Annotated in this window: 6 protein-coding genes and 1 riboswitch; of the genes, 1 reads left to right on the forward strand and 5 read right to left on the reverse strand. The window is 44.9% G+C overall.

Going from position 1 to position 4297, the window contains the following annotated elements; translation table 11 throughout:
- Nucleotides 1-198 precede the first annotated feature (198 nt).
- Nucleotides 199-1176 carry a sensor domain-containing diguanylate cyclase gene (locus QTO00_RS15630; protein WP_331425615.1) on the forward strand — a complete coding sequence of 326 codons (978 nt, stop codon included), beginning with the start codon at nt 199-201 and terminating at the stop codon, nt 1174-1176.
- A gap of 22 nt (nt 1177-1198) precedes the next feature.
- On the opposite strand, the gene moaE is transcribed toward QTO00_RS15630, so the two are convergent.
- From moaE to moaA, 5 genes are all read right to left on the reverse strand, one after another.
- Nucleotides 1199-1657 carry a molybdopterin synthase catalytic subunit MoaE gene (moaE, locus tag QTO00_RS15635; RefSeq protein WP_331425616.1) on the reverse strand — a complete coding sequence of 153 codons (459 nt, stop codon included), beginning with the start codon at nt 1655-1657 and terminating at the stop codon, nt 1199-1201.
- A 2-nt stretch (nt 1658-1659) separates the two neighbouring features.
- Nucleotides 1660-1905: a molybdopterin synthase sulfur carrier subunit gene (gene moaD / locus QTO00_RS15640; RefSeq protein ID WP_331425617.1), complete on the reverse strand. Its 246-nt coding sequence runs from the start codon at nt 1903-1905 to the stop codon at nt 1660-1662.
- On the reverse strand, nt 1902-2381 hold the full coding sequence (gene moaC, locus QTO00_RS15645; RefSeq protein ID WP_331425618.1) for a cyclic pyranopterin monophosphate synthase MoaC: 480 nt from the start codon (nt 2379-2381) through the stop codon (nt 1902-1904). Before moaC ends, moaD begins: the two co-directional genes overlap by 4 nt.
- Before the next feature lie 14 nt (nt 2382-2395).
- A complete protein-coding gene (moaB, locus tag QTO00_RS15650) occupies nt 2396-2908 on the reverse strand; it encodes a molybdenum cofactor biosynthesis protein B (RefSeq protein WP_331425619.1) in 513 nt (170 codons plus the stop codon).
- A 78-nt stretch (nt 2909-2986) separates the two neighbouring features.
- Nucleotides 2987-3976: a GTP 3',8-cyclase MoaA gene (gene moaA / locus QTO00_RS15655; protein WP_331425620.1), complete on the reverse strand. Its 990-nt coding sequence runs from the start codon at nt 3974-3976 to the stop codon at nt 2987-2989.
- A riboswitch (molybdenum cofactor riboswitch) is annotated at nt 3965-4099 on the reverse strand. It overlaps the preceding gene by 12 nt.
- Between the last annotated feature and the right edge of the window lie 198 nt (nt 4100-4297).

Genomic DNA, 4297 nt, shown 5'->3' on the forward strand with positions numbered 1-4297 from the left:
AGCCAGCTTTCAGCCAATTGATACCTATCCAACCAACAATGGCATCATATTGATTGATGATGTTAAGCAAGGTTCCGACAACCAGAGCAATCACAATCGCCCGTTTAATCAGGGTGCAATTCATCAATAATCCTTTACTAAAGTGCGCTTCGCGATTAACTGACTAAACTGTAATAAGGACATTGGGAGGGATTTAAAGTGAACTCAATTTTCTCAGCCGAACTTCTTAATAACCCGGATATGATGCATGTAGTGTTTGAGTCTCTCCCTGAGCCTACATTTCTTATCGATAAAACCGGAACCTATGTAGAAGCCTGGGGAGGACGAGATAGTAAACGCCACCACAATCCAGCTTCTCTAGTCGGCCTAAATCAATATGAGGTCCTTCCTGCAGACAAAGCCATTTGGTTTAGCCAGCTTATCGTTGACGTTATAGATAGCCAAACTCCGTCAGAGCTTGAGTACAGTTTAGACCCCAAAAGCCTGCGCTGCTTCGACGGAATTGAAGGACCCAACCAAATTCAGTATTTCAGTGCTCTTATTATCCCCCTACCTAATACCGAACTCGTACTGTGGACGGTACGCAACATCACAGAGTTTAAAAAGGCACTCGACAAGTTAGCAGAACAGCAACTTACCCTTGAACGTTTAACCTACACAGATCATTTAACCCAACTCTATAACCGTTATGCTCTCGACATCCTCCTACCAGAAGCAATTGAGATGGCAAAAGAGCGACTCGTCGGTTCCGCGGTAATGATGATAGATATTGACTGTTTCAAGGAGTACAACGACCGCTTGGGCCATTTACAAGGAGACCAAGCACTCAAAGTACTCAGCCAGACCATTCGCGCTTGGGCGAGAAAAGAAGACCTTTGCTTTCGCTATGGGGGAGATGAGGTACTGATATTTATGCCCAACATTAACGAGGAACAAAGTGTCGCCCGAGCCGAATTGTTGCAACAGGTAGTAAAACATCTTGCCGTTCCTCACCCCAGCTCACAGGTTAGCGACCAGTTGTCTATCACTATTGGTATTCAGCACTGTCAGTTTGTCCCGCAAGATATGAATGCTGAAAGGTTCATTGCCATTGCAGACAAAGCCCTTTTCTTCGCCAAGGGGCGGCAAAGAGGCTCTATCCATCAACTCACCGGGGATAAAAAAAGCTCCTGTTAGAAGGAGCTTTTTAGTTAGGACGTTATTTTTGCTGCCAGCGCTCAGCGGCTTTGGCATCTGAATCTCTAGAATCGACCCATCTGATTGACTCTGTGGTTCGCTCTTTCTTCCAGAATGGAGCCTTAGTTTTTAAGTAATCCATAACAAACTCACACGCTTCAAATGCTGCCCCGCGATGAGCACTTGAAACACCAACAAATACAATTTGATCGCCGATATCCAAGTCGCCAACACGATGGATTACTCGGATATTTAACAGCGGCCAGCGTTGCTCAGCTTCATCACATATTTCAGCCAAGGCTTTTTCTGTCATGCCCGGGTAATGTTCAAGAGACAAACCTGTCACGTTATCGCCAAGGTTCATGTCACGCACTTTACCGCTAAAGGTCACAACCGCACCAGCTGACGTGCCCTCAGCAAGTACCTCATACTCACCACCAACCGAGAAATCATCAAACTGAACTGATACGCGCTTATCCATGATTAACCACCCGTTACCGGAGGGAAAAACGCCACTTCATCACCGGCTTTGATCGCGTGTTCGAACGGCACTATTGACTGATTGACTGCAGCAAGCAATTTTCCGGGCTCTAACGCAAGATCCCATTTACCCTCTTGCTGAATTAGATGGCTGCGAACATCTTCTACAGTGGAGAACTCGCCTTCAAGCTGAAGCTCATCAGTACCGACGAGTTCTCGAGTCTGAGCAAAAAATAGAACTTTAATCATGATTCCGCCTTAAAGTGACCCGACTTGCCACCCGTTTTCTCAAGCAAACGAACTTGACCGATCACTATGTCTTTTTGTACTGCCTTACACATATCGTAGATAGTTAACGCCGCCACAGACGCTGCGGTGAGCGCTTCCATCTCAACCCCAGTTTTGCCTGCGAGCTTACATACGGACTCAATACGAACCATGTTTTCAGCTTCAATCGCTTCCAGTTGTACTTCGACTTTTGACAGTAACAGAGGGTGGCAAAGTGGAATCAAATCCCACGTTTTCTTCGCCGCTTGAATACCTGCAATACGCGCCGTAGCAAACACGTCACCTTTATGGTGTGAACCCGAAACAATCAGTTGAAGGGTTTCAGGTGCCATGTGAACAAAAGCTTCTGCACGAGCTTCACGCACGGTTTCCGCTTTGGCAGAAACATCGACCATGTTTGCTTCACCAGAAGCATTGATATGAGTAAATTCGCTCATCAACCGCTCCTAAGTTAAACCGCTAGATGAGGCATAAAGTTACATGGGCGGTGGCTAGCATCCAGCTGCTGCTTGATGATCTTAGTCCAACCGGTACGACACGCACCTGTTGAACCCGGCATGGCAAAAATCACTGTGTGGTTAGCAAAACCAGCGATAGCACGAGATTGGATGGTTGATGTACCGATTTCTTCATAAGAAACCATACGGAATAGTTCACCAAAACCCTCGACTTCTTTATCGAATAGTGGTTTCAATGCTTCTGGTGTGCTGTCACGTGAAGTAAAGCCAGTACCACCAGTTATCATCACCGCTTGAACATTTTCGTCTGCAATCCACTTCGATACGATTGCGCGGATCTTATACATATCATCGATAACTATTTTCTTATCAACAACATTGTGACCAGCTTCTTTGGCGTTTTCGACTAGGTAACCACCCGAAGTATCATTCTCTTCTGTACGAGTATCTGAAACGGTTAGTACTGCGATATTTGCTGGTTGGAATTTGCTTTCTGCGTGACCCATTTGCTCACCTTTATATTTGTCAAAGTCATCTTCACGCTTATCTACCCGACAAGCATGTAATGTAATTTATGATCGGTATCAGCCGCCGATAGAGGCCAAGTGCGGTGTCATGCCCGAATTTCCATCATGTAGGAAATGGCTAACCGACTTAGTTTGCAGCTGGTTCTGAATTCGTTCTATTAATGCGGTTTCTTGTCCATCGTCTTCAAGCAAGTCACGCAACTCAACACCATGATCACCAAACAGGCAGAGGTGAAGTTTACCCGTAGCAGAGACACGTAAGCGGTTGCAGCTTTCGCAGAAATCTTTTTCATAGGGCATGATCAAACCGATCTCACCCTGATAATCTGGATGAACAAATACTTGCGCAGGACCATCATTCTTGGCGCGAACTTTGAGCAACCAACTATTAGCAATAAGTTGATTGCGAATCGCAACACCAGAAACATGGTGACGTTGAAACAACTCGTCCATTTCTCCTGTTTTCATCAATTCGATGAAACGCAGCTGAATCGGGCGATCTTTTATCCAATTTAGAAAGGCAGGTAACTCATGAGCATTGAGGTCTTTCATCAATACAACATTGACTTTGACCTGGTCGTAACCCACTTCAAATGCACGGTCGATGCCCGACATCACTTGAGAGAACTTATTCTCACCAGTGATCTGATGGAACATTCTTGGATCTAGGCTATCAACGCTGACATTGATATGAGTGAGTCCGGCCTCTTTCCAACTCGCCACATGTTTCTCCATGCGGTAGCCGTTGGTCGTGGTTGCGACTTTATCAATGCCTTGGGTCATGGACACAGTATGAATAATATCGTTGAAATCTTTGCGCAGGCTCGGCTCACCACCGGTAATACGGACTTTTGACGTACCGCAATCGGCAAATGCTCGCACGACACGCTTAATTTCTGGGAGAGTTAAAAAAGACGAGTTTTTTTGACCCGAAGGCTTATAGCCATCAGGTAAACAGTAAGTACACTTAAAGTTACAGACATCTGTAACGGACAGTCGCAAGTAATAAAACTTGCGATGAAATCTATCTTCGAATTGTTGCGCCACGGAACACCTTTCCAAACACGGGAGGCATATTCATTTCCAAATATGCCCTTGTGACAACACGTCACTGGCTCAATAAGCTTATCCTGAGGACTTAGCTTATAAAGCTCGGAGTTATGGCAACTACCTGACAATTGCGGTAGCAGCTAGCGAATAAAATACTTAATATCTGTAAGTGATTCCAGCCTGAGTACGAAAAAATCGTGCTTAGAGCTCAATTTACCTAATATTGGGTATTGGTTATTAATGCAATAATCTAAATTGTAGTTAGTTATTAATAAAAAGAGCGTCACAATGTCAATTTACGCTAGCAAGAAAATTGTC

The sequence above is a fragment of the Vibrio sp. M260118 genome (assembly GCF_036533755.1).
GTDB lineage: Bacteria > Pseudomonadota > Gammaproteobacteria > Enterobacterales > Vibrionaceae > Vibrio.

Excerpts from the sequence above, each read along its gene's own strand:
- moaE (WP_331425616.1), bottom strand. The coding sequence starts at position 1,657 with ATGGATAAGCGCGTATCAGTTCAGTTTGATGATTTCTCGGTTGGTGGT.
- moaD (WP_331425617.1), bottom strand. The coding sequence starts at position 1,905 with ATGATTAAAGTTCTATTTTTTGCTCAGACTCGAGAACTCGTCGGTACT.
- moaC (WP_331425618.1), bottom strand. The coding sequence starts at position 2,381 with ATGAGCGAATTTACTCATATCAATGCTTCTGGTGAAGCAAACATGGTC.
- moaB (WP_331425619.1), bottom strand. The coding sequence starts at position 2,908 with ATGGGTCACGCAGAAAGCAAATTCCAACCAGCAAATATCGCAGTACTA.